Below are 25368 nucleotides of genomic sequence, written 5' to 3' on the forward strand. Positions count from 1 at the left end.
CTAATTTTTCTTTAGTACCGTTATGCCTTTTTCTTCTGAAACAATTTCAAAGCCCGAAGCAATTAATTTTTCTTTATAAGGCAGGCAATATATCAAAATTACTGAAGAAAATTGTAAAACTATTTTTTCAGGGCTGTCATTATAACTTTCATCAGAAATCAAAAGAACATCGTATTGGTTTTCAGTTACACATTCTAACTGATCCTGATAAATTATTTTTCTTTTCTTTAAAAAATAGTTCGTTTTCGCAACTAATAATTTTTCTTCATCAGCAATAAAAGAATAGACTTTTCGCTGTGGTTCCTGCAACGTCAGTAAAACATCTAATTGCCCGTAATCGTTTGCTAAATGTAATATTTTGGCTTTCGCCGAAAGATGTTTATTAAGGCGATGGTATATTTCTAAATGAGTTTCTAAATTGCTTTTGACGCTTTTTATAACTTCAATTTCTTTGTAATCATAACTGTGCAGCAGCATTTTTTTGAAATACGCCGGACCTTCAAGTTCCTGACGAATCTTGTGATATTCATCTTTAAAAAACGAACTTAATTGTTTCGTTCTTTCAGCATAATTTTTTCCAAAAGAAAGATTATCAGGTGTAATTCTTTCTAAAATAGAAACGGTAACAAAACTGTGGTGAATAACAAAATCGCCTTTCGGAATTGCTTCTGAAGCACCGTGAATAATGACCGGAATAATATCCAGATTAAATTCTTCGGCAAGATAAAAAGCACCTTTATGAAAACGCTTAATCTGATTGCTTTCAGAACGTGTTCCTTCCGGAAAAACCATTAATGAATAACCTTCCTTTACCTTTTCGCGCAAATGTTCAACCCCGCCTTCAATTCCTTCAGAAACCGGATAGAATCCTGCTTTTCTAACCGTTCCGCCAAAAATAGGAGAGTTGTAAACCCAGTCGCTTACTAAAAAAATAATTTTCGGACTCAGCATTCCCATTGCCAAAATATCGATGAACGAAGAATGATTGGCAATAATTATCGCTGATTTTTCAAAAGTTTCGTTGTATTTATTAATGACTTTTTTATGAAGAAACGGATTTGAATACAATACCGAATTCATGAATTTTGAAATCGCATATCGAAATCCTTTCATTTTTGTTTTTTCATTTATTGGAATAATCGGCATGATTGTAATGCTGAAAAGCGACATTAAAATTCCGCCCATTCCGTAATAAAAAAATGATATTACACCGTGAATAAAAGGTCGAAGAACAAAAGGAGGATTTCCTTTTTTTGATCGGTTTGATATAAATAATTTAAAGAGAATCGGGTAGAAGATGAAGGTAATAATCAACGCTGCAAAAACCCCGATTAAAGAAACAGATGAAATAGATCTAAGCGCCGGATGTTGTGCAAAAATCATCGCGCCAATTCCTAAAATTGTCGTGATAACGGCCAGAATAATCGAAGTTCTGTAAATCGCAATTTCATTCTTTCCGTTGGTATATTCTTTTTGAAGTGCGCTTGTCATGAAAATACTAAAATCGACTCCGTGACCAAAAATCAAAGTACAGACAATCATACTGAAAATATTCATCTGAATGCCAAAAATGCCCATAATCCCTGCCGTAACAATTCCCGTTAAGGCAATTGGAATACAGCTTACAATAACCAATTCGATTCTGCGGAAAAAGAAAAACAAAATCAGAATTACGGCAATAAACGAATAATTTACCAATGAATTAAAATCAGTTTTCAATGTGCTGAAAAACGTTTCATTCATTTGCTGGCGGTCAATTGCAATAATATTATTTTTGGCTGCAGCCGATTTTACAAAAGCATCACGCTGTTGCGGTGTAACTTTTACTAAAGTCGAAATCGTATAAAAACCATTTTTTTCAGTCACAAATTCTTTCAGTTGCAACGCCTGAATTTTTAAATAATCCTGTGCTGAAACTGGTTTGAAATCAAAATTTAAATGATCAAAAAAGGCACTGTAAGTGGTAGGTTTGAATCCTAATTTTGAACCTTCGGCAATTAATTCTGATTTTAAAATTTGTTTTTTATTGTCGTTCCAAAATGAATTCCATTGATTAATTTTTTGCTGTTGTTCCTTCTGCGAAAGCATAATGCCGCCAACAGAACTGAAATTTAATATCTTGTCCGTTTGTTTTTCTTTGGATAAATTAGCAAAAAGCTGCGAGTTGGTTTGCAAAACTTCTTCCATACTGTTTCCGTATGCCGCAACATAAATGGTTTTTGAAGTTAAACTCGTGCTTTCTTCAAGATCTTTTTCTGCCGCTTTAATTTCTTTCGGAACAAAATTTAATTGCGACAAATCGTTATTGAAACCAACATTATTATACGTAAAAAAGCAAATAATAGTAATTAGAACACAGAAACCAATTAAGAATTTATTGTTGTGAAAGGAGAAATGAGCCAGTTTATCGATCACATTTTTTTTGTGATCAAAGTTGTTTTCTTTTGGTTTATATAAATGCGGAACGATCAAAAGAGAGAAAAATGCTGAAGCCATCACAATCACGGCGGCAAAAATTCCCAAATCGTTCAACGCATCAGATTTTACAAAAAGCAGACATAAAAATGCAACGGCCGTTGTAGAACTGCTCATAATAACCGGCATCGTAATGTCTTTGTATAGTGTTTTTACATCGCTGTTATGTTTGTAATGCGTAAGAATATGAATCGAATAATCGATCGTAATTCCTAACAAAATAGAACCAATTCCGAGTGAAATGGCTGAAATGGTTTCTTTTACAAAATATAAAAATGCCACGGCAAACAATGCGCCAAAAACCGTTGGAAGAAAAATAATAAGCGGAATGAAAATCTTTCGATAAAATAAAATCAGAATCAACATTAATGTAAACATTGCAATTGACGTTGTTAATATAATATCGCTTTTAATTTGATTGGCATTTGCAACGGCAATCAAAGCAGAACCAAAATAACTAATCGAAGTTTTGGTTTTATATTTTTGATTTAGATTGTCCTGAATCGATTTTAGTTTAGCAGCAAATAAGCTGTTTTTTTCTGTTTCGCTAGATGGAAGATTTGAGGTAATAAAAAGCAATAATTTCTTTTTGTCTTTGGTCATTACAAAACCATTGTCGAGCGTAAAATCGTCGCCAATATTTAATTGCTGTAATTTTTTTAGCGCAATAAAAGAAATCCCAAGCGGATCCTGCAGAATAAAATCTTTGGTTATAAATCCGGATGGCGAAATAATCGATTTGTAATTTCCCTGAACCGTCGCCGCAATACTATCTTTTTGTAATTTATTCTCAATAGCAGCATAATCCTGATCTTCTAAAAAAAGCGGCAAATTATGGTAAACAAAATCGATAGTTTCCTGAATGTTTTCTTCATCCACTTTTCCCTGAATTCCGGTTACGTAAGGTTTGCAGGATTTGGCAACGCTGTCTGAAAATGCAGTTGCCATTTCTTTTAAATCTTCGTCAGTTCCGTTTTTTTCAAGTTTGAAAATAACAGTGATTTTATCAGCAAAGTTAAGTTGTTTCAGCACTTTTGCCGTAACGTCAGATTTGTCGTTTGTGGGGATAAGTTTGGTAATATCTTCTTCAAATTTAATTTGAGAAGCAAAAAAACCAAATGCAAAAAGCATCAGAACAGCCAGAAAAACCGACAAGGATTTTCTTCGGTTTACAAATAAATGAATGGCGTAGAAATAGTGATGCATGGTTATTTATTAGTTTTTTTGCCACTCCCGATAACTATCGGGATAAAGAATTAAATTGATTTTAAATTCTGTGTTAATTCTGCCACGAATTTCACGAATTTTCACGAATTAATTTGTGCTAATTTGTGAAATTTGTGGCGAAAAAAAATCACCGTAAATCTGTTTAATCTGTTGCAAATTTTACTTAATATTCTGTTTGTTTTTAGAACTAAAAGCGGTTAAAAGCAAATAACTTAAAAGTCCGGATGTTAGTGCTAAAACGGATGCTAAAGTAAGACTTCCGACGATATATTGTGTAGCATTTTTTTGAATATCGTCAAGCGTAAGGGAACTATCTAAAATTAATGGGGCATCTGTAGAAACAAAATAGCTTCCCATTTTTAGTGAACCGTAGATAACAAAAGGGATAAAAGGCGGAAAACTCACATTTGATGCCATATAAGCAATCACTTTATTGAGCTTAAAAATGGTTGCAAAAAATAATAGCAAAACAGTCTGAAACCCCCAAAATGGGGAAATTCCTATAAAAACACCGAGTGCAATTGCGGCAGATTTTTTAAAATTAGAATCGCCGCTTTCTAAAATATCTTCGAGAAAGAATTTTTTAAAGCCTTTTTTTTTTGCTTTCCGAAAAAAGTCTCTGGGTTTGATGTACAGCAAAGCATTTAAAACCAAAACGGTATTTAAAATACTGATTCGGGTAAAATCCTTAAACGGACGAAAATGCGAAACGCGTTCTGCAGGATCGTATAAAATTTGGATAGGAATATTTTTTACCACAATTCCTTTCCAGGCAGACCGAACAATTACTTCAATTTCGAATTCAAATTTATTGGTATAAAATTGCTTCGGAAGTAATCGCAAAGGATATAATCTAAAACCGGATTGCGTGTCTTCGAGTTTAATTCCGGTTTCGAATTGAAACCAAAAATTAGAAAATTTGTTTCCAAAACTGCTTTTCTTTGGCACATTTTCCTGTGTCATATTGCGGCTTCCAATCAATAAAGAATTGGGTTCTTTTTGAATTTCAGCAATAAAATTAGGAATATCAGCAGCAAAATGCTGACCGTCAGAATCGATTGTGATCGCATATTCGAAATTCATTTCGATTGCTTTTCTAAAACCATTTCGCAACGCTCTTCCTTTACCAATATTTTTTGGATGATGAATTATGGTGAATTGCGAGTATTGTTTTAAAATCTCACTTGTTCCATCAGTCGATCCGTCATTGACGATAATGATATTTTGAGTGAAATCTAAAATAGAATCCAACACTCTTTTCAATGTTTTTTCATTATTGTACGTGGGCACAATAACACAAAAATGAGTTGAATTAAGTAATTCCTCCTGAGATAAAATTGGTTGCATTGGTTTTTTTTTCTTTATCTACTTGACGAATTGCTTTTCTTTTTCAGAGAAACTTTTCGATTGTAAAACAAAGTCTTTTAGGTATTCTTTCAAGGCACCGCTTTGTTCTGCATAATGCGTTGTAATAAACTTTTTGTCTTCTTTGATATTCTTTTTGTATCCGGTAATTCCGGGCACATCTTCCTGAATACTCAATCGGATCATTCTGATTTCGATATTGTTAGGATCGCTTTTTAAAGTTGCTTCAAGAAGTTTTGCACCTTCTTTAAAACGGGAAATTTTGCTTCCTATTAAATTTTCAAACTTAGAATCTACCAAAATTGAAGCAGCTTTGTAAGCCACTAAAATTTTATCATCGCTGTTTGAAATTCCGGCAAGTTTATCTGTAAATTCTTTAGCATTAGCTTCTGATTTAGCAACATCAGGATACATTTTTCGAATAGCTGCCAAATCCGGGTTTACGGCAAAATTTATCACCAATAATAGTGTCAATAATAATTTCATAATTATAATTTTTTATAGACATTGCTTAATTTCAAAGCAACAGTCTCGTTAAAATAAGTCGTGTTTTTCACTTTAACCAAATCATCTTCGGTTGTAACAATGTCAAGTTCTAAGCGCAATTCCGGAGTTGCCTCAGGATTTATAAGCGCCATGAATTTAACATTCGATAGCGTTTGAATCATCAAAGTACTTTGAGTAATTTTCTCTGTTAGTTCTTTGATAATCTGAATCATGCAAACGCCGGGCATGATAGGATTTCCAGGAAAATGACCTTTGAAAACTTCATGTTTTTCATTGACCAAAATCGTTATTGTATATTTAGAATCACTTGTATTTTCTTCTGAAAGAACTTTATAAAAGTCTTTTAAAACCATATTTTACTTTACTTTAAATGTGTAACTAATACCAATCTGGAAAACCTGATTCAAGATTAAATCTTCGTAATAATAATTGTCATTATCATCATATTCAAGACCGTCATAACCATAAATATCAATCAATCCCTGTTTAAATCTTGCTTCAAACGTTAAGCCATTTGGTAAAGAATAGCCAACGCCGGCAATGACAGAAAAATCAAAATCTATTGGATTAAAATTATATCGGCCAAAATTATCGCTTGTTTTAAAATCTGCAGAAGGGCCGGCTAAAATATGAAAACCTTGTCCGCCAAAATGAAATTTGGCCACAGCATCTACCGAAAGATAGTTTAATTCATATGTTGCAGGAGTACCAAAATCAGGGTTTTGATCGGTGTAATATCGACCTTCAGACCCTTGTTGCGAATAAGTTATTTCAGGTTGAAGCATAAAATATTTATTGAATTTTATAGCGACAAATCCCCCAGCGTAAAATCCGGATTTTAAACCGTTATCATCAATATTGCTTAATTTTGAAAGATTTAAACCTCCACGCAAACCCGGGCTAACTGTTACCTGAGCCTGAGATGTCAGAATTCCGATAAATAAAATTAAAGCGATTGTAGTTATTTTTCTCATTTTGATTCTGTTTTAAATTTCTACTCTGATTTAAAATAATTCAATTCAATTTTCAGTTTAATATTCTGATGGATAATCTCAATTTTCTCGGCAAAAATATCGTTTTTCGAACTAAAAAGAAACGTTATCTTTTCTTTTGTTTTCGACGAATTAATGACTTTCTCTAATTTACGATCTTTTTTTGATATAAATAAATAATTATCCCGTTTTCCATCTGCAGATTTGTAAATATTGTTTGATTCATTTTCAAATTGCTCCTGAATTTGGTACTCTTTCTTTAAAAGCAAACGAAAATCTTCTTTTAAAGTATTCACCAAAATTTTTCGGTCTAATTCAGATACAATAGAATTGACTTTAAAATTCTTTTCTGAAATTTCAAAATCAAGCAATTTGTTGCCAAACTCTGTTGTAAATACAACGCGATGTGTCGTATCATTTATTTTTTTGGCAATAAAAATTCCCGTAAGGTCGTGACCATAAACCGAAATATTTGTTTTGTAAACATAATCGGTTTTTGAATCCTTGAAATACGGAACTTCGTAAGATGTTTTATCTAATTTTTTGGGAGTATAATTTTTTGTGACTGAGCCACAAGAAACCAGAATAATTGCCAGAAAGCAATTAATTAGTAAAAACTGAATCGTCGATTTTTGCATTGATCACTTTATTTTTAAGTACAATTCTGGTATAATCTTCAGATGATTCCAACAATTTTACTTGTTCAACTGTAGCTTCTTCTTTATCAAAAGTCAGTTCGATTTGTTTGATGTATTTTTTTAAAGTCGCATCTTTCGGAATAAACTTCGCAATATTTTGTCCTTTCGCTTTAAAATAAGAAATTGTAAATTCTTTATCGTCAAACATATTCCCGCTTACGCTTCCAATAATTAATTTATTGATACGGCTAAAAATTTTGCTGTTGCCAATATCAACCGCACTTTTTTTGCCTTCGTCATTAATCAGGATTTTTCCGTTTTTAAAAACGATACTATAATTGTATGGTTTTTTATATTGCCATTGTAGTAAATTCGGTTCTTTAAAAATCATTTTTCCCGAAGTTTCAATGTCTTTCGATAAAAAATCCATGTGTTTGTACTGAACAAAATCAGTACTTAAAGTCTTAATTTTTTTAGAAACTACATTTACTTCTTCCTTAAACGAGGCAATTTCTGCAGCCGTCATTTTTTGCTCCTGCGCAAATAAGCTGCCGGAAATAAATAGAATTAATAGTGCTATTTTAGTTTTCATATTTGTTAAAGATTGTGCTATAAAATCCGTTTATCCGCGTCTTCGCTTTAGCGAATCTGCGTCATCAGCGTTCAATTTCATAAGCTTTAAGATTCAAAAGTTCCTCAGTCGAAATCACTTTATAATTGTTTTGCTGTAAAAATTGCAAAAACTGTTCCAATACCAAAACAGAGTGAGACGCCGTATCATGCAAAAGTACGATTCCGCCGGGAGAAATGCGTTTTATTATGCGATTGAAAATTAAATTTTGATTTTTTGTTCCTCCGTCAAAAGAACGAATATTCCAGCCAATCACTTTATGACCGGTTAGTTTCAAAGCTCTTCGAATCGAAGGTGTTGTAACTCCGTAAGGCGGACGAAAGAAATTTATTTTTTTAGAAGTGAATTTTTCTAAAAGAGAATCTGTTTTTTCAATTTCGGCTCTGATTTGTTTAGCATTATAAAAATCAAAAAAGGGAGAATGATTGTATGAATGATTTCCAACCAAATGTCCTTCGGCAATGACTTGTTTTAGAATTTCGGGATGTGCTTCGATATTTTTTCCAATGCAGAAAAATGTCGCTTTGAAATCGTATTTTTTTAGAAGTTCTAAAATTTCCAAAGTAAAAATACTTGGTCCGTCATCAAAAGTAATGGCGATTTTTTTCTCTTTTTCAGGTGAATTACTGCAATATGCTTTTACGTGATAATTTGAAGATATTCGGGCAGAACCTACAGCATTTATTGCCAGCCAAATCAAAATAATGCCTACAAACCACCAAAAATTAATTGCTGTATAAAAATTCAGGAGAAATAATAAAAGCAATAAAAAAACAAAAAAGAGTGATATGTTTTTGTGCGTTATCATTTTGAGATTAACGTAAAACTATGATTTTTTCCGTTTAACTGATTGTATAATAAAATGGTTTTGTATGTTGATTTTTCAACCGCATTTACTTTTATAATTTTAGGAATTGTTTGTGTTTTCAATACTTTGACCGCCATCCATAAAGCAAATGCCGACGCCGTATCATATTCTCCGCTTAAATGTTTGTAATACAATTGAGGTGTATTTGCAAAAGCATTTTCGCCAAGATTTCTATAATAAACCTCAAAATCAATATTGCCGTCAAATCCTAAAACCAGGGCATCAATATCTGAAATTTCAAGATTATTTGCTTTTAAAAAAGATTTGGTTTCAGCTTCGATTTCATTTGCTTCCAAAGTATTAATAATCGCAACATCCAGAATTTCGGCGTAAGTTGTTTCTTTTCTTTCATTTTCTAAAACAAAAAAACTGGCACCTTCTCCATAAACGGCACCGCTTGTATCAGAATCCAAAAGATTATAAGGCTGCTGATTGTCTGGTTTTATACGTCCGGACAATTTAAAAAGTGCCGTTGTATAATCTCCATTTTCATCGACTCCGCCAACCAAAAGTGATTGCGCTTCGTCTTCTTCAATTTGCATTTTTGCGTCTAAAAGAGCAGACTCAAAAGAAACAGCGCCGTTTACATAAGTAAAATTATACCCTTTACATTGCTGTAAAAGTGCAATTTGCGCACCAACAGTATTGTGAGTTGATTGAATAAACGATGTAGGCGTTAAAAATTCTTCGTTATTATCCAGAATATTTTTCAGGAATTTTTCAGAATCTTCGATACAACCTAATCCTGTTCCGGTAATAATGGCGTCTACATTTTCAACATTCGCATCTTTCATGGCGATTGCCGAAGCTACAATTCCGTTTTTCACCCCTTTTGCCATTCTTCTGGCAGCAGCTGGTGAAATAAAATCTTTGTAAACCGGAGCCACTATTTTCAGCACGTTCTCGTCATGATTGTGTACAGCTTCTTCTAAAAAAACAGTATCAAATGTTTTTTGAGTCGAAATACAACCTATTCCATTTATATATGTTTTTTTTAATTGCATTTTGAAAATATAAGAGTAGAACAATTTCCTCCAAACCCAAAAGAGTTGGATAAAACGTGTTCGATATTTTTATTTTTTAAAGATGTTTGTGGCTTCAAATCAAATTCTTCCATTTGCGTTTCGAAATTCAAATTTGGGTAAACCACACTATTCTGGATTGCCAAAACACTGTAAACAGCTTCAATCGCTGCTGCTGCTGCCAAGGTATGTCCGGTAAAAGGTTTTGTAGAACTAAAATCCGGAACTTTTTCATCCTGATAAATTCTCTTTATCGCTCTTCCTTCAGATAAATCATTGTTGGGAGTTGCGGTTCCGTGAACGTTGATATAGTCAATTTCAGAAGGTTTTAAGCCCGAAACTTCAAAGGCTTTTTTCATAGCCAGGTAAGCGCCATCACCATTTTCTGAAGAAGCAGTCTGGTGAAAAGCATCATTTGCATTTCCGTAACCAGAAACACGCGCGAGAACTTTTTTATTTTGTTTTTCAACAATTTCATCTGATTCTAAAACCAAATAAGCTGCTGCTTCACCCAAGTTTAATCCTTTACGGTTATTGTCAAAAGGTTTGTTGTAATCGTCAGACAAAATCATTAAGGTTTTAAATCCGTTGATGGTGAATTTTGCCAAACCATCAGTTCCGCCCACGATAACGCGATCCAGTTTTCCGGTTTTTATCAAACGCGCGCCCAGCATAATTGCATTTGCCGCAGAGGAACATGCGGTACTAATTGTAGTAACCAATCCTTTTAAACCTAACTCTTCGGCAATTTTTTCGGCTACATCGCCGCCATCATGACAAGCAATATATTTGACAAGTTCAGGATGTTTGAAATAATCATAATAATGTTTTTCGGTCATATCCATTCCGCCTACACTTGTAGCCGAAATAAGTCCGGTTCTGAATTCGTTTATAGCTGAAATTCCGGCATTTTCAACAGCTTGTTTTGCTGCCAAAGTACCAATCATAGCGGTTCTCGAAAAATTATTATCTTCTGTAAGATTCAATTCTTTCACCAATTCATCATTGGTTTTTTTAATTTCACCTACTTTAATAATATCGGCATGAACGGTCGAAATATTTTCGATACGAGTAACGCCGATTTTATTTTCAATCAACGAAACATAGTTTTCCTCGACTGAATTTCCAATCGAAGAGATAATTCCCATTCCCGTTATAGCAACACCTTTTACCATTTTAGAATTTAGATTTCTGATTTTAGATTATTCAATCTTTGTCAAAGTTTCAAACTTTGACAAAGATTCCTGAAATTTTAGATTTGGACTATTGTTTAGGCTTTAAAAATTTTGAAAGCTATTTCAATTAGATTTTAAATATTTCTGTTTAAGAAATCTAAAATCTAAAGTCTAAAATCTGCAATCTATTTTGTTCTATTGGCGCTAATGTAAGCGGCCATACTTTCGATTGATTGAAAGATAGTTTTTCCTTCTTTTGGATCAACCAATTTAATACCATAATCTTTATCTAAAATCACGATCAATTCTAATGCATCAATCGAGTCTAAACCTAAACCATCTCCAAACAAAGGATCATTATCTGCAATATCTTCGATTGCGATATCTTCAAGGTTCAAAGTAGTAATGATTTTGTTTTTTAATTCTTCTTTTAATGCTTCCATGATTATTTATTATATAATGTATTGATAGTTTCGTTTTTATATTTTTCGTTTTCTTCTTTGCTAATTGTACAAAGAAATGCTTTATAATTGTCATTAAAAAATTCAACCCAGCCACAAAGTACCACATCTGCTTTGTTAGTGTTTAACAAAATCTCTGAATAGTTCCACAGAAATTCTGAATTGAAAGCATCAAATATAAAGAAAGAATTTTCACTTTTCAGCTGATGACGAATACTTATTTCGCCCAGACAAATATTTGGCAGCGTATAAACAAAAACCGCTGGACTCGGAAAATAGTTTTCTTTGTCAGAAATAGATTCCTGATACTTAACATCTGTATCTAAACTTGACGATTTATTGGCTAAAACCAAGGCAATATTATTTTCTATATTCTCTTCTTTTTCTTGTGACGTTATCGGACTCAAAAGCAATTCAGATCCTAAAAAAGCCAGTTTGCTCAAAGCATCCATTTTGAAGAACTTTGGATATTGTATTTCAAAATTACGATAAGCCTGTTTCGAGAAATCAGCAAAATCTGTTGGTTCTATTTTGAATACAGAAGTTCCGTTCAAAACAATTTCGTTGTTTTGGATTGTGATGTAGGATTGTATGTAGGTTTTGTTTTGAGTCATTGTTGAGATATAATCAAAATTATCAGCATTATTTTTTCTTCCCGATTTGTTTGATTTCTTTGTCAAAATCTGAAATGATTTTTTGAGTTTTATTAAACTCATCATATTCTTTTATGGCTTTTTTATCTGCTTGAATTTTTGATATTTTACCTTTTCCTCCTAAAATTTTGTACTCGTTGAAGGAAAGAAACTTATTTACACTTGTAGCTAATTGTTCCATAGTAAATGTATTTTCTCTCTCGATTAAACCTTCTATATAATCAAAGTAACCTGTAACAGTTCTTTCTAATTGAGTTATTTCTCTTTCCTGTAAATAATTTTTAGCGACAATTACATCGGATTTTAATATTCTTCCGTCAGGAGCATTTTTCCAACTGCTAAGTCCCATATTGTCTTTCTCTTTATCTGCATTTTTATGAATAATTTCGGCAGCAGTATTTCCAGTTATAGCAAAATGGAATTTGTTTTGAATCATAGCATAGAAATTCTTTGTTACCTCTGAATTTTTATCATAATCGATACTGCATTCTGCGAAAATATCACTTACTTGTTGGTAGATTCTACGTTCGCTTGCACGGATAGAACGTACTCTGCGTAATAATTCTTTAAAGTAATCTTTACCAAAAACCGTTTTTCCTTGTTTTAGACGTTCATCATCTAAAACAAAACCTTTGATTATGTATTCTTTTAAAGTTTGAGTTGCCCATATTCTAAATTGAGTTGCTTTAGTTGAATTTACTCGATATCCAACAGAAATAATAGCATCAAGATTATAAAATTTTTGGTTTCTGGAAACTTGACGATTACCTTCAGATTGAACTTGTAAGATTTCCTTACAAGTTGAATTTTCTTGCAATTCTCCTGATTCAAAAATATTCTTCAAATGTAAAGTGATATTCTGCGGAGTTGTGCCAAATAATTCGCTCATGGCCTTTTGTGTAAGCCAAACTGTTTCATCTTGCACAAAAACATCAACTCTGACTTCTCCATTTGGATTGTCATAAATAAGAAATTTAGTTTTGTTATCTTCCATTTCATTTCACTTTTTCAAAAATCACAGCCGTATTACAACCTCCAAACCCGGAAGCTGTTTTCAAAAAATAATCAATATTTCTTTCTTCGTTTTTCTCAATAACATTTATCGTTTCGCTTACGCCGATTTCATCAAAACCTTTTGATTCAAAAAGCATATTTTTATTGGCAGATTCTATCGCAATTACCGTTTCCAACAATCCCGAAGCGCCTAATGTATGACCGTAAAATCCTTTCAAACTATTTATTGGAGTGTTTTGCAAATCCAAACGACTTAATGCAATCGCTTCCATTTCATCGTTAAACGGAGTTGCGGTTCCGTGTGCTGAAATATAATCTAATTTATCGGTATCAATTTGAGCTTCTTGCAAAGCATTCTGAATACTTCTAAACAAACCTTCGCCTGTTCTTGACGGACCCGAAATATGATTGGCGTCATTTATCGAACTGTCTCCAATCACTTTTATTTTTGCTTTTTTGGCTTCCGCCGAAACTAAAACTGCAGCCGTTGCTTCGCCTAAACTTACACCGGTTCTGTTTTTAGAATACGGTTTACAAGGCAATTCGCTCATCGCCTGAAAAGAATTAAATCCGGACAAAACAAATTCTGAAACTTCGTCGCCGGCTATGATAAAAATGTTGTCATATAACTCAGACTGAATCATTCTTTTAGCAATTGAAACTGCCAAAATTCCCGAAACACAAGCATTTGAAACGACAATTGGCTGTGTTTTGAATTGAAAGAAATCAGCAACATTTTTTGCCAGAACATCTAGATGTGCGTTGTTAAAACTTTCTTCAGAATCTTCTTTTAATGCGGTAACATTTCCTTTTGTAGTTGAAAGTATAAAAGCCGTTTTTGAATTTAATTCAACTCCCGAGTTTTTGATAATCGGCTCTAAAGCCAAAATCATCATTTTCTCTAAACGGGAGTATTTTGTTTCAGCGCTAATTTTTTCAAAAGCGCTGTTTATTTTTTCAGTAGAAATAATGGCAGCATAAAATGAATTTGGCATCAAAGAAATATCGTTATGCAATTGAATACCTGAATCGCCACGAATAATAGCCTCGACATTCGATTGAACATCAAATCCTAAAGGTGTGATACAATTGGTTTCGGTGATATATATTTCTCTTATCATTTTATCTTTTTTTCAAGCCGGAAATGGCCCACAGATTTTACGGATGAAACCGATTTGCACGGATTTTTTTAAATTTTAATTCGTGAAAATTGGTCAAATTCGTGTTTGTCTTTTATTTTAATAATCCCACTTTTCGTTTCCATTCCTCATAAAAAGGTGGATTCGTCAACATTAAATTTCCGTCGCCGTCTAAAAATACCTGAACGGTTTCTCCGGTGCAGGCAACTTCTCCTTTTGCATCGATTATTTTAAAACGATAAATCATTTTGGCAGCCGGTGTGTCAACAACCGTTGTTTCGATTGTCACTACATCGCCGTAACGCAACGATAATTTATGTTCGCATTTTGATTTTACAATGGGAGTTGTGTAGCCGGTATTTGCAATATCAAGATACGTAAGTCCGTGTTGACGTCCAAACGCTTCTCGTCCATCTTCAAAATAGGTAATATAATTGCCATGCCAAACGATTCCAAGCGGATCAGTTTCGTTAAAACGAATTCTGATTTCGTGGGAAACGGTTAGGGAAGTGGCTTCGTTATACTGTTCTTTTCTTTTTGTCATAAAATAATGCGATGGATGTTGTGATAATGAAAAACAAAAACAATAAACTTATTTTTGGTATGATTTCTAAGAAAGAAGTATTGCGCAATAAAACATCATAAAAACCTTCTAATGCCCAGTTCATTGGTGATGATTTGGCAATAATCTGCATGATTTTTGGCATCGCAAAAACAGGAACCCAAACACCGCCAATAGCGGCCAAAATAATAACACTTGTCGCGCCAAAGGGAGCAGATTGTTCTTGTGTACTGGCAACAGTTCCCAATAAAATTCCGAAACCAATGGCCGCAAATCCCGAGAATAAAGCAACGATACTCATTAAAAATAAATGTCCTTCGATGTTTAAAGAAGGCAAGCCAATATGCGGAAATAAAAATACGGCAACAGCAACCATCATATAAAACTGAACCATACAAATGATGGAATACGTAATGGTTTTTCCAATAAAGACAACCAGGTTTGAAACCGGATTGGTTCTTAACCGAACAAAAGTTCCCTGTGTTTTTTCTTTTACAATATTTATAGACAACGGAATTACAATAAAAAATATTGCAAAAAGTGTCCACGCCGGAACGTTATGCTGTACCGAATTTGGAAGTACTTCTTTGTTATTTATTTTTGGAATTATTTCTTTGAAAGTAATGAAACTCTTTTGTTCGAATTTGGCATTTCCTTCTCCCAATTGATTTTGAAAAGTGGTGTAAATTGATTTTGTTTCGATTTGAGAAATCATTTTATCAATCGAATTCATAACTGCATTTTTAAAACTCAATTGAACCGCCGGATCAAAATAAAGTTTTACCTCTTTTTGCTTGATTTCTTTAGGCACAGTTAACGGAGCATCACTGGTGGTTAAACCAATACTACTCACAATGTTTTCTACGTTTTGATCAATTTTTGCCTGTAAATCAGTACTTAGATGTGCCGGAATTACGATCGCTAATTGAAATTTACCTTTATAAACGGCTTCTCTGGCAATATCTTCTGTAATGGTTTTATTATCGATTTGAGTGACAACACTAAATAGCTGACTTTTTTCTAAGTTATCAAAAACGGTTTTAGAAACCGAACCTTTGTCTTTATCAACCAATAAAATTTGAATTTTATTATCGCTGATCGTTTTAAAAGTACTGTCTTGTATTAAGGTAACCGTGATAACAAGTACCAAAGGCATGATAAACAAAATGATTAAACCACCTAAATCTCGTTTAAGCAGTAAAAATTCTTTTACAACCGACATCCAAATTTTATTCACCATCTCTAAATTCTTTACCGGTTAATGAAATAAAAACGTCTTCAAGATTTCTGGCTTCATTAGTAGAGGCAATTAAACTTGATGGTGTGCCCTGGGCAAAAATTCTGCCTCGGTCTAAAATGGCGATATTGGTGCAAAAATCTTCGGCTTCAGCCAAATGATGCGAGGTGTATATAATCGTTGTTCCGTTTTTGTTTAAAAATTTTAAGTAATCTATAATGGCATTTTTTGACTGAACATCAACCCCAACGGTTGGTTCGTCCAAAAACAAAACTTTTGGGTTGTGCAGAATTCCTGCGATCAGGTTAATTCTTCGTTTCATTCCGCCCGAAAAAGTTTCAATGCGTTTGTCTGCGAATTTTAATAATCCCAAAAGATCTAAAGTTTCAATTACTTTATCTTTTAAGTACGCGCCTTTTAATCCGTACATGCTTCCAAAATAAAGCAGGTTTTCGCGCGCCGTAAGTGTAGGATATAAAGCATATTCCTGAGGAACAACGCCAATAATTTTTTTGATTTTTTTAGAATGATTTGCGTAGTTCAAATCATTAATGGTGAAATGTCCTGAAGTTGGTTTTACCAATCCGCAAAGCATGGAAATCAAGGTTGTTTTTCCGGCACCGTTTGGCCCTAATAAACCAAAAATTTCACCTTCGTTTATATTCAGCGAAAAGTCATTCAAAGAATACATTTCTGCATTTTTGTATTTTTTCGAAAGAGATTCTATTTTAATTATTGGCTGCAAAATATAGTTAGCTAATGGCTTTTTTTAGTTTTTTGAAAAAGACTTCTTCTCTGTTAGCGATGTCCAAAAGTTCATCTGCAATGGCATTGTAAGCATCTTCTTTTGCGCTTCGGTTTTTGTAAATACGAGAAGCTTCAACAGCAAAATCACGCCATGAATCACCAATTTGTGTCATTTCTTTCGATAATGCTTTCAATTCTTCATTATTTAGTATAACCGAAGCTTCCTGTAAAAAAGCCGCATATATAAAACGGAAACCTCCGCCTCCGGTTCCTATTTCTTCCTGCATACGAACCATTTGCGCCAGATAATGATTGGCTTTTTTAGTACCGTGTTTTACAGGCCATTTTCTAATTTGTCTGGATACAAATTTAATTCCGCGTACCCCAACAATTGGCATTGGCGCCAGCATATCGCGGCATGTATTTTTGATTCCTTTTATGATCGCACTTTTCAAATCAACTTCTTTTGGAATCTGAATTGGATAATACATTTGTCCTCGTGGAGCAAAGGCGCCTTTGGCAAAACGTACTTTGTCCAGTTCATCGTGCGTAAGTGTGGTCACGGTTTCCATAACAGGATCGCTCACTAAATAATCAGTTTCGGTTTTTCCGTAAACGACTAAATTGTGCGCGTTAAAGTGAAAGCGGTATTCATCAGGAAAATAACTTAAATGATACACGCCAACTTGTAATCCGGTTGGAATATTGTTTTTTAAATTTTCGTCCAGCGCTTTATTGGCATTTGTTGTCGAAGAAAATTTTTGTCTTTTTATTTTTAAATTTAAACGACTTGCCAGTTTATTAAAAATTTGTCCCGGCAAAGTTCTGTAACTAATGGCTGGCGCATGATTTACTTTTATAAAAGGCAAATACACGAAAAAAAGTCCGGAACCAATACCAAAAACCATCGGCTCACTAATGTTAAGCCCATTGTTTTTTAATAAATTCGAAGCTACTCCGTTTTCGCAGTGAGCAGATTGATGGTGTATGAAATTAATTTGCATTAGTCTGTTTACTGTTTTTTAATTCATCTACCGAAATATCAAAAGCATCGGCATATTTTTGTAAAATTTTATCGTTTAATTTGGCAAAAACTTCAGGTTTAAAATGTCTCTTTACACGCCATTTCCAAAGTCCAACGTAACTTGCTAAGATAGTCAAATCCATTTTATTGACTTCCATATAATAACAAATCGGACTTGCTTTGCCGGTTTCTACCTGCATTTTTGCTTCGGCAATTCGTTCGTTTATTTCGTCAATAGAATTAGATAATGCTATTGTTTTGGGTTCCCAGCCAGAGCTTAAAGTTGTAGTATAATCACCGTTTTCATCGGTTGCATAAAGCAATTCTTTCAGGTTATTTTTGGTCAGATTGCCTTTGTCTTGTGGTACTTTTTCTTTTTCCATGACATTTTTTATTTTCGATAGAAATTATCAAATAGGCGAAATGGTTTTTTGAATGAACAAATTTATTTCGCATTCTAAAAGCTTTTTTTTGCCGACTAAACTTTCGCAGCTCATCGTGCATAAAGTATAATCATCGCCTGAAAATTTCGAAACCAGATTTGCTTTAGTTATAATGGTATCTCCCACTTTTGGTAATTCGTGTATTTTGAGATTTTTGATTGCACTGATAAAACCAAGAACATTTACATTTTCATTTTCGGTTCCGTCATCTTCAAAAAAATATTTTTTACCTACAATTGACGAACAGGTTTGTGCTGTATTTTCGATTAAACCGGCTTCGATAAAAGTACCTTTATCAACAAAAATATTGTCTTCTTTTATCAAAAATATAGTTTCTACAAAGTCTGATTCAATATCTAAAATTAAATCCACCATAAGCAACGGTGCCCGGTGTGGTAAATAATTCTGAATGTCGACAGCAGCAATATTCATATTTATATTATTTGGCTAAAACGGTTTTCATTTGCCCTTTAGCAATTTCTTCATTGTTTAAAGTTGTTACGATATCAACCAAAGTTATTCCCGCAAATTCCTGCAAAATAGTTACGGTTGATTCAATCGTATCATTAATTTCAGGTAATTTTTTTATTTCAATTTCTTTTATAGAACCAATATAACCTGTTGGGGCAATTTCATTTCTTAAAAAAAAACCGTAACCTGTATGCAAAGCAACAGATTGTGCCATGTGTTCGATTAATCCGGCTTCTAAAAAAACATTATTATCAAAAAAAATATTGTCGTTCTGAATCTTTAAACCAGAAACCAATGAAGTTTCGGTAAAAGAATACATTTTATCTACCATTACAAAAGGAAACTTTTGCGGCAGTAAATCCTCAACAGCATTTTTTTCTAAAGGTAAAGTTCTTTCCATTAACAAACAGTTAAGTAAGCGTATGCAAAAGAAAATCTTCCACTTTCAGGAACTGATAACAGAATGCGATCTCCTTTTTTTAATTTACCTGAATTCATCAATTCTTCCACAGCTAAATAAATTGAGGCAGAACCTACATTACCCACGCTTGAAAGATTCATAAACCATTTCTCGTCGTTCATTCCAATTCCTTTTTCGCTCAGTCCTTTTTTTAATCCTTCGACAAAAAAGTTAGAAGAAACGTGTGGAATAAAATAATCAACCTGATCTGATGTAATATTATTTTTAACCATGGCATCGTGCATACTTTCAGCTCCTTTAGAAAGTATAAATTCGTCCAGTAATTTTACGTCTTGTTTAATGGCAAAAACAGATTCGTTTAGTAATTGTTCCGGCTCATAATCACTCCATGATTTAATTTCGCCGTTTTCTAATTTATCACCACCGGCATACATACAAGTCTCTAATTCAAAGGCGTATGAAAAAGCTTCCATCCATTCGATTTTTAGAGAAAGGTCTCCGCTTGGTTTATTTTCCAATAAAAAAGCTCCTGCGCCATCAGATAACATCCAGCGTAAAAAATCTTTTTTGAAAGCAATAATCGGCTGTTCTTCCAGATTTTTTAAATTGTTTACTTCCTGATTGTATTTTTGAGCAATAAGCCAGGTCGAAACTTTTTCTGATCCCGTGCAAACAGCATTTTTGGAGTTTCCTGATCGTATAGAAAGGAAACCAAATTTTAATGAATTCATTCCGGCACAGCAAACTCCTGTTGAAGAGTTTAATTCTACCGATTTATTTTTAAGTAAACCATGAACCATTGCAGCATGCGAAGGCAGGAAAATATCAGGTGTTGAGGTTCCACAAGAAAGGACTTCTAAATCCTGTGCTGTAAAATTCTCATCAAACAATTGTTCTATTGCATTATAAGTCAGCTCAGCATTGCTGTGCGTGCTTTTTCCTGTTTTGTCTACTGCGTAATAGCGGCTTAAAATTTTGTTATTGCGTAAGATAATACGTCTTGCTTTAGAAGCGGTATCATTAATAAGACCTAAATAACTTTCCATTTCATCATTTGAAACAGCTTCGTTTGGCAAAAATTTTGCGGCTCTGGTAATATATACTTCAAACATAATCTACTTTCCTATTCTAAACTCCTTGATAATATTGAGTTTCTTTTTTTATGGTTTTTAACTTGATGGGGTATGTAATAAGGTGCAATATATACACTATTGGTGAGATTAACCATATCGCGAGGAATAAATAAACATTAAATACTTTAAGAAGCAGTTTTCTGTTATTTTTATTTTTATAGATCAGATTTGACCATTTATTGAAAATTTTATTCGCCGTTTTGTCAACAGTAACAAGATACGAGCTAATTTTTACCGCACCAATTCCTGTTAATTTTGGCTGCAAATTGCTTAAGTTGTTCTGCTGAAACTCAGAAAGCATCACTTTTCCAAATTTTTCTGATTCCTGAATGTCTTTTTCAGAAACTCCCGGCAACGGAAAAATACCCAGATACTTTTTCTTTACTCCCGAGAACATCCATTCTACAATAGTAATCACACTAATTAAATTTCCAACTCTGTCTACCAAAGCTACATTTCCTACCAATTGTGCATTGGCTTCTTTTAGTAAAACTTTAATTTTTTCCTGCGCCATAATCCACATATTGCGAGAACCGCTAATGGTAATAACAGGAGTATTATTTAATAATTTTTTACCGTCGGCACTTTTTAAGAATGAGTTAATCGGAATTGACGGCGACAAATACCAAACCTGATAATGGAAAAGAACCAAATCAAATTTTGTGTTTAAAATTTCTTCTGAAACGGGTTTTAATTCTCTTGGAATTTGCAGAAAAGATTCCGGAAAAGCATCAAAAAAAGAATTTTTATCCCAGGGAAAAGGGAAAGGTTTTTCTAGTTGAATTTCGTGAAACGTTACTTTTATATCTTCAGCATTTAAGAAAGGCTTTGCAATGTTTCGTGCAATTTCTTCCAATTGTCCGGATTGGGAGTAATAAACAACAAGAATATTTTTCATTTTGGATTGGTGGCTTTTTGGTTTGTTTGCAAAAGTAATTAATTTTATGAGACGAATTTCCTGATTTTATCGGTACGTTTTGTATGTACCCAATCTGGCCATGAAGCAGCATCTTCGGCATCATAAATTCTGACTTTTTGGTTTTCATCTTCAATTAATAAATCGTCTGAAGTGCATCCTAAAATTGCTGCAGCGGCTGCAACACCAGAATAAGAAGCTCCTGCAACGCCATGAGATAAAGTACAAGATCCGCAGAGAAATAAATTTTCAATTTCGGTTTTGTTTTTATAAGCAAAAGGACCAACCTGATTTAAGGTTTTCTCGGTTCCGTAAACATTTCCTTTGGTCGAGTTGATATAAAATTCGTTTGTTTTTGGAGTTCCTAATTCTGCCTGAATAATATGCTGTTTCGCGTTCGGAATGATCTTCTCGACATTATTCATCAGTTTGTTGGTGATTTTTTCCTTAAAGATTTTATATTCTTCGTTATGATAATCTTCTAAGCCGTTATAATCTTTTAAATGATCGTAATTGACATACGTAACAATTTCAAAATTATGATACCTTCCATTAAAACTCGCCGGATCTTTAAGCGTTGTACAACTTATAAAAACGGCAGGGAATGAATCTCCCTCATCAATATTATTACTCATTAAGTTTTCAAAATTGTCGTCATCATGTTCATCTTTCATCATCCAGATATTGCCTGAATCTATTTGAAATTGTGTCACATCGAGATCTAATGTTAAAAATAAAATTAATGAAGTAACAGAATATTTTGTTTTCTCCAGTTTTTTGAGAAGTGATTTACTCAAATGTTCTTTATCAATTAAATTTAAATAAGTGATGGAAGGATCCGCATTTGAAACAATATTTTTGGCTAAAATTCTTTCGCCGTTTTCAAGTTCAACTCCAATTGCTTTTTTATTTTCGATTACAATTTTATTGACATTTTGTTTTACCCTGACTTCTCCGTTATGTCTTTTTATACCGTTTGTCATGGCTTTTACAATTCCGCCGCCGCCGCCCATCGGATAAAAACCGCCGTCAAAATAATGATTCATAACCGAACAATGTACAGGAAAACATGCTCTGTTTGGCGGAAGTCCGTGATCGCCGCATTGAATGTTCAAAACCGATTTTAACTTTGAATCCTTAACATGCCAGCCAATTACTTTTTTTAACGGAAATAAAGCAAATTTTCCAAAATGTTTGGTACGAAAAGGAACCGTAATATTTTGCCAGAAACCTTTTAGTTTTGGAATCAATTGCAGTTCAACGCTTACTTTTTCGACTAAGGAAAGATATTCGTGTATGTTTTTTTCTTCGTGTGGAAAATGAGAAGAAAGTGTTTTTTTAAGATTGTCAAGTCCGGCAGGTAAGTCAAAAATTTCATCTCCGATTAAACAATGTTCGTAGGCATTTTTGTTCATTCGAAAAAAAACCAAATCATTGGCAATTCCCAAACCGCGGTATAATTCGTTGGTAGACTGACCTTCTTCCATAAGTCCAACATAGTGAACTCCGGGACTAAAACGCTGGCCTTTTAAGGTAAAACTGTGACTCCAGCCGCCCGGAACATAATGCTGCTCTAATACTAAAACTTTTTGTCCTGCTCTTGCCAGACATATTGCAGTTGATAAACCTCCAACTCCTGAACCTATGATAATTGTGTCAAATTCCTGCATATTCTGTTTTAAGCGTTTAAGTATGAAAGAATGACTTTAAAATTAAAATTTGAGAATTAAAAATTAAAAATCTAATTCAAAGTTGTTTCAGAAAATTTAGATTTTTTCACATAACTATCCGATCTATTTTTAGTCAAATGCCTTTTTTAAATGTCATAAGCTATGTTTCTACGTGTTAAAATTAACATATGCGTTGTATTTTTTATTTCGATTTTAACTGATTCCAGAAATCAAAATAATTGAACCATTGCAACGGATATTTTTGAAGCATAGATTCTACACTTTCTACATATGATTTTAAAAGTGCTTTTTCATCGCGGTGTTTTACAACAGCTTCGCGAGCGTATAAATGATAATGCAGGTTTGCTTCTTTCATTACATAAACAAAAACCACCGGAACTTTTAAGCGCGATGCGATTAAAAACGGACCTGCGGGAAAATTAGCTTCTGCACCTAATATTTTTTCTGAAAGTGATTTTGTGCCTTCAAAATAACGATCGCCGGTGAAACAAATCAATTCATTATTGGCCAAAGCCGCATTTATCTCAAAAATATGAGATAAATCTTCTCTGATAATAATAAATTTTACGGTTGGTTTTTGGGTAACGCTTTCCAGATATTGTTTGATAGCGGAATGTTCTAAATCTGTAGTAACGAGATTGATTTGGAAATCAAGATCGATTTCGCCAAAAAAATGTTCGGCGATTTCAAAATTTCCAATGTGGGCGCTAATTAAAACACCGCCTTTTTTCTCAGCCAAAAGATTTTTTAGAATATCAATTCCGTCAAATTCGTAAGTGAATTTATTTCGCATTCCTGCCGAAATAGAAATTTTGTCAATAATGGTTTGTCCAAAAGTATAATAACTTTTGAAAACCATTTTTTTAGATTTGAACCCGGAATATTTTAGTCTTTCTTTAAAATAGTAGGAAATCGCTTTGTTGCTCTTTTTTAGAAACAAGAAATAATAAGAAGCCACAAAATAAAGTAAAACATAAGCGGATTTAACACCCGCTTTCTGTATTAAAAAAACGAATATTTTATAGCCTAAAACTGTTCCTTTTGATTTGCCATCCCATTGACTCATTAAGCAGTTTTTGCTTTTAGTTTGTTTTCGATCAGGTCGTAGAAAGTTTGAAAAGAGGAAATTCCAACAAAATCAGCTTCAACTAATTTCACACCAAAGGTTGCTTCAATAGAAACTACTAAATCAACATAGTCTAAACTATCAAGCCCTAGTGTATCTTTTAAATTTGCGTCTGGTTCAATGTCGTCATTATCTACTTCAAATTCATCAACCAAAAAACCATTAATTTTTTTTATTATTTCTTCTTTATTCATCGCTTCATTTAAACTTTTTAACTACCAGTGCAGAATTGGTTCCTCCAAATCCGAAGGAATTCGACAAAAATATATCAATTTTTCTATTTAACGTAGTTTTAACTAAATTTAATTTAGCAGAGTCTTCGTCTGTATTTTCCAAATTGATATTGGGAGCTATAAAATCATGCTGCATCATCAGGGTCGAATAAATAATTTCGCTTGCTCCGGCCATCCAGCATTCGTGGCCAGTCATTGATTTTGTTGAACTTACGTAAGGATTGCTTTCGCCAAAAATTTCAAAGATAGCTTTTGCCTCATTGCTATCTCCAACAGGCGTTGAAGTCGCGTGAGCATTGATATAATCGACATCGCTGGCTTTTAATTGTGCGTCATCAAGTGCTCTTTGCATGGCTGTTGCAGGGCCTTCAACATTTGGCGTCGAAATATGACCCCCGTTTGAAGAGAATCCGTAACCCGCAACTTCGGCAATAATATTGGCACCGCGCGCAATAGCAGATTCGTAACTTTCTAATATTAAAGTAGCACCGCCGCCACTCGGAATTAATCCGTCGCGGTCAGCATCAAAAGGCCTTGATGCTTTTTGAGGCTCGCCTTCTCTTGATGAAAAAACGCCTAAACCATCAAAACTGCACATGGCATATTTGTTGATTTCCTGTGCACCTCCGCAAATAATAATGTCCTGAAAACCGCTTTTTATTAAAAAATAAGCCAGTCCAATAGAATGCGAACCACTTGCACAAGCGGCACTGATGGTAAGATTGATACCTCGAAGTTTAAAAATCGTGGACAAATTCATGGTAACCGTAGAATTCATCGATTTAAAAATTGCACCCGAGCCAATTAAGGCTGTATCTTTTTTCTCACGAACAATATCTGTAGCATCAATAATGGCTTTTGAGACACTATCATTTCCATACATAATACCCACTTCGCGGTCGTCAAAAAAAGCATCATCAATGTTGGCATTTTTTAGCGCTTCAATGGTTGCCATATAAGCATATTCGGTTTCTTCACCAATACTCATACGTTGTCTTCTGGTTAATAAAGATTTTAAATCAGTTTTTGGAACCATACCCGTTAAGGCTGACTGAAAACCAAATTCTTTTCTCTCAGGATCAAACTGAATACCAGATTTTCCGTTGTACAAAGACTCCTTTACTTCATCTAAAGAAGTTCCTATACAGGAATAAATTCCCATTCCGGTAATTACAACTCTCTTATTCATGGTCTTTT

Annotated in this window: 27 protein-coding genes; all 27 read right to left on the reverse strand. The window is 33.6% G+C overall.

The features are described from left to right. Positions 1-3681 carry an MMPL family transporter gene (locus tag AC3QL1_RS05445; protein ID WP_492495778.1) on the reverse strand — a complete coding sequence of 1227 codons (3681 nt, stop codon included), beginning with the start codon at positions 3679-3681 and terminating at the stop codon, positions 1-3. Positions 3682-3861: 180 nt separating this feature from the next. Then, on the reverse strand, positions 3862-5049 hold the full coding sequence (locus AC3QL1_RS05450) for a DUF2062 domain-containing protein (protein ID WP_492495780.1): 1188 nt from the start codon (positions 5047-5049) through the stop codon (positions 3862-3864). Positions 5050-5067: 18 nt separating this feature from the next. Beyond that, entirely contained in the window at positions 5068-5553 is a 486-nt protein-coding gene (locus tag AC3QL1_RS05455; protein WP_492495782.1) for a hypothetical protein, read from the reverse strand. A 2-nt stretch (positions 5554-5555) separates the two neighbouring features. Continuing rightward, positions 5556-5927 carry an ApeI family dehydratase gene (locus tag AC3QL1_RS05460; RefSeq protein WP_492495784.1) on the reverse strand — a complete coding sequence of 124 codons (372 nt, stop codon included), beginning with the start codon at positions 5925-5927 and terminating at the stop codon, positions 5556-5558. A gap of 3 nt (positions 5928-5930) precedes the next feature. After that, positions 5931-6548 (reverse strand): porin family protein, encoded by a 618-nt coding sequence (locus tag AC3QL1_RS05465; RefSeq protein WP_492495786.1) that lies wholly within the window; start codon positions 6546-6548, stop codon positions 5931-5933. Between the two features lie 20 nt (positions 6549-6568). Further along, on the reverse strand, positions 6569-7204 hold the full coding sequence (lolB2, locus tag AC3QL1_RS05470) for a flexirubin biosynthesis protein LolB2 (protein WP_492495788.1): 636 nt from the start codon (positions 7202-7204) through the stop codon (positions 6569-6571). Then, positions 7170-7796, reverse strand: a complete 627-nt coding sequence (gene lolA2 / locus AC3QL1_RS05475) for a flexirubin biosynthesis/transport protein LolA2 (RefSeq protein WP_492495790.1) — start codon at positions 7794-7796, stop codon at positions 7170-7172. Before lolA2 ends, lolB2 begins: the two co-directional genes overlap by 35 nt. A gap of 64 nt (positions 7797-7860) precedes the next feature. After that, complete coding sequence (locus tag AC3QL1_RS05480) at positions 7861-8643, reverse strand: polysaccharide deacetylase family protein (protein WP_492495792.1); 783 nt, start codon at positions 8641-8643, stop codon at positions 7861-7863. After that, positions 8640-9707 carry a beta-ketoacyl synthase N-terminal-like domain-containing protein gene (locus AC3QL1_RS05485; protein ID WP_492495794.1) on the reverse strand — a complete coding sequence of 356 codons (1068 nt, stop codon included), beginning with the start codon at positions 9705-9707 and terminating at the stop codon, positions 8640-8642. The genes AC3QL1_RS05480 and AC3QL1_RS05485 overlap by 4 nt, the downstream gene beginning before the upstream one ends. Beyond that, positions 9698-10900, reverse strand: a complete 1203-nt coding sequence (locus AC3QL1_RS05490) for a beta-ketoacyl-[acyl-carrier-protein] synthase family protein (protein ID WP_492495795.1) — start codon at positions 10898-10900, stop codon at positions 9698-9700. The genes AC3QL1_RS05485 and AC3QL1_RS05490 overlap by 10 nt, the downstream gene beginning before the upstream one ends. 185 nt (positions 10901-11085) lie before the next feature. After that, positions 11086-11343, reverse strand: coding sequence for a phosphopantetheine-binding protein (locus tag AC3QL1_RS05495; RefSeq protein ID WP_042564839.1), 258 nt, complete (start codon positions 11341-11343; stop codon positions 11086-11088). A gap of 2 nt (positions 11344-11345) precedes the next feature. Then, complete coding sequence (locus AC3QL1_RS05500) at positions 11346-11975, reverse strand: 3-oxoacyl-ACP synthase (RefSeq protein WP_492497535.1); 630 nt, start codon at positions 11973-11975, stop codon at positions 11346-11348. Between the two features lie 28 nt (positions 11976-12003). Then, positions 12004-13008 (reverse strand): virulence RhuM family protein, encoded by a 1005-nt coding sequence (locus tag AC3QL1_RS05505; RefSeq protein ID WP_492495798.1) that lies wholly within the window; start codon positions 13006-13008, stop codon positions 12004-12006. A gap of 1 nt (position 13009) precedes the next feature. Next, positions 13010-14149, reverse strand: coding sequence for a beta-ketoacyl synthase N-terminal-like domain-containing protein (locus AC3QL1_RS05510; protein WP_492495800.1), 1140 nt, complete (start codon positions 14147-14149; stop codon positions 13010-13012). A gap of 112 nt (positions 14150-14261) precedes the next feature. Beyond that, complete coding sequence (locus tag AC3QL1_RS05515) at positions 14262-14711, reverse strand: acyl-CoA thioesterase (RefSeq protein WP_492495802.1); 450 nt, start codon at positions 14709-14711, stop codon at positions 14262-14264. Next, positions 14686-15969 carry an ABC transporter permease gene (locus AC3QL1_RS05520; RefSeq protein WP_492495804.1) on the reverse strand — a complete coding sequence of 428 codons (1284 nt, stop codon included), beginning with the start codon at positions 15967-15969 and terminating at the stop codon, positions 14686-14688. The genes AC3QL1_RS05515 and AC3QL1_RS05520 overlap by 26 nt, the downstream gene beginning before the upstream one ends. Continuing rightward, complete coding sequence (locus tag AC3QL1_RS05525) at positions 15959-16657, reverse strand: ABC transporter ATP-binding protein (protein ID WP_492495806.1); 699 nt, start codon at positions 16655-16657, stop codon at positions 15959-15961. Before AC3QL1_RS05525 ends, AC3QL1_RS05520 begins: the two co-directional genes overlap by 11 nt. A gap of 61 nt (positions 16658-16718) precedes the next feature. Continuing rightward, complete coding sequence (gene darH, locus AC3QL1_RS05530) at positions 16719-17717, reverse strand: BtrH-related acyltransferase DarH (protein ID WP_492495808.1); 999 nt, start codon at positions 17715-17717, stop codon at positions 16719-16721. Beyond that, positions 17707-18120: a flexirubin biosynthesis protein DarG gene (gene DarG / locus AC3QL1_RS05535; protein WP_492495810.1), complete on the reverse strand. Its 414-nt coding sequence runs from the start codon at positions 18118-18120 to the stop codon at positions 17707-17709. Before DarG ends, darH begins: the two co-directional genes overlap by 11 nt. A 27-nt stretch (positions 18121-18147) precedes the next feature. Further along, complete coding sequence (locus AC3QL1_RS05540) at positions 18148-18612, reverse strand: hotdog family protein (protein ID WP_492495812.1); 465 nt, start codon at positions 18610-18612, stop codon at positions 18148-18150. A gap of 7 nt (positions 18613-18619) precedes the next feature. Then, entirely contained in the window at positions 18620-19051 is a 432-nt protein-coding gene (locus tag AC3QL1_RS05545; protein ID WP_492495814.1) for a hotdog family protein, read from the reverse strand. Next, entirely contained in the window at positions 19051-20184 is a 1134-nt protein-coding gene (gene darB, locus AC3QL1_RS05550; protein ID WP_492495817.1) for a dialkylresorcinol biosynthesis protein DarB, read from the reverse strand. The genes AC3QL1_RS05545 and darB overlap by 1 nt, the downstream gene beginning before the upstream one ends. Before the next feature lie 16 nt (positions 20185-20200). Beyond that, positions 20201-21103, reverse strand: a complete 903-nt coding sequence (locus AC3QL1_RS05555; protein WP_492495819.1) for an NADPH-dependent FMN reductase family protein — start codon at positions 21101-21103, stop codon at positions 20201-20203. 44 nt (positions 21104-21147) lie between these two features. Next, positions 21148-22791 (reverse strand): phytoene desaturase family protein, encoded by a 1644-nt coding sequence (locus AC3QL1_RS05560; RefSeq protein ID WP_492495821.1) that lies wholly within the window; start codon positions 22789-22791, stop codon positions 21148-21150. A gap of 202 nt (positions 22792-22993) precedes the next feature. Further along, complete coding sequence (locus AC3QL1_RS05565) at positions 22994-23878, reverse strand: lysophospholipid acyltransferase family protein (protein WP_492495823.1); 885 nt, start codon at positions 23876-23878, stop codon at positions 22994-22996. Next, a complete protein-coding gene (locus tag AC3QL1_RS05570; RefSeq protein WP_318801405.1) occupies positions 23878-24132 on the reverse strand; it encodes an acyl carrier protein in 255 nt (84 codons plus the stop codon). The genes AC3QL1_RS05565 and AC3QL1_RS05570 overlap by 1 nt, the downstream gene beginning before the upstream one ends. A gap of 4 nt (positions 24133-24136) precedes the next feature. Then, complete coding sequence (locus AC3QL1_RS05575; protein WP_492495825.1) at positions 24137-25360, reverse strand: beta-ketoacyl-[acyl-carrier-protein] synthase family protein; 1224 nt, start codon at positions 25358-25360, stop codon at positions 24137-24139. Positions 25361-25368 lie beyond the last annotated feature (8 nt).

The sequence above is a fragment of the Flavobacterium sp. GW823-FHT04A11 genome (genome assembly GCF_058796535.1).